Below are 1013 nucleotides of genomic sequence, written 5' to 3'. Positions count from 1 at the left end.
ACCATCGGCCACGTTGACCACGGTAAAACCACCCTGACTGCAGCTATCACCAACGTGCTGGCCAAGCACTTCGGTGGTAAAGCTTTCGCCTTCGACCAGATCGACAAGGCACCGGAAGAGCGTGAGCGTGGTATCACCATCAACACCTCCCACGTAGAATACGACACCGCTACCCGTCACTACGCCCACGTAGATTGCCCGGGTCACGCCGACTACGTTAAAAACATGATCACCGGTGCTGCCCAGATGGACGGCGCGATCCTGGTAGTAGCAGCGACTGACGGCCCGATGCCGCAGACTCGTGAGCACATCCTGCTGGGTCGTCAGGTAGGCGTTCCGTACATCATCGTGTTCATGAACAAGTGTGACATGGTAGATGACGAAGAGCTGCTGGAACTGGTCGAGATGGAAGTTCGTGAACTGCTGTCCGAGTACGACTTCCCGGGTGATGACCTGCCGGTAGTCCGTGGTTCTGCACTGAAAGCGCTGGAAGGCGAAGCTCAGTGGGAAGAGAAGATCCTGGAACTGGCTGGCCACCTGGACAGCTACATTCCGGAGCCGGAGCGTGCGATTGACCAGCCGTTCCTGATGCCGATCGAAGACGTATTCTCTATCGCTGGCCGTGGTACTGTAGTAACCGGTCGTGTAGAGCGCGGTATCGTTAAAGTTGGTGAAGAAGTGGAAATCGTTGGTATCAAAGATACCACCAAGACCACCTGTACCGGCGTTGAAATGTTCCGTAAGCTGCTGGACGAAGGTCGTGCAGGCGAGAACATCGGTGCACTGCTGCGTGGCGTGAAGCGTGAAGACGTAGAGCGTGGTCAGGTACTGGCCAAGCCGGGCACCATCAAGCCGCACACCAAGTTTGAATCTGAAGTGTACGTGCTGTCCAAAGAAGAAGGTGGTCGTCATACCCCGTTCTTCAAAGGCTACCGTCCGCAGTTCTACTTCCGTACTACCGACGTGACCGGTACCATCGAACTGCCGGAAGGCGTAGAGATGGTAATGCCGGG

1 protein-coding gene is annotated in these 1013 nt (G+C 56.2%); it reads left to right on the top strand.

Annotated elements, in window-relative coordinates; translation table 11 throughout:
* Positions 1-1013, top strand: a 1013-nt coding sequence (gene tuf, locus LRL22_RS20385; RefSeq protein ID WP_270906249.1) for an elongation factor Tu, incomplete at both ends; no start/stop codon positions are given.

The sequence above is a fragment of the Aeromonas sp. PI_26 genome (assembly GCF_027854445.1).
GTDB classification, from domain to species: Bacteria; Pseudomonadota; Gammaproteobacteria; order Enterobacterales; family Aeromonadaceae; genus Aeromonas; species Aeromonas veronii.
Note: the sequence above shows the minus strand (reverse complement) of the source record. Positions and strands in the feature narration are given on the sequence as shown.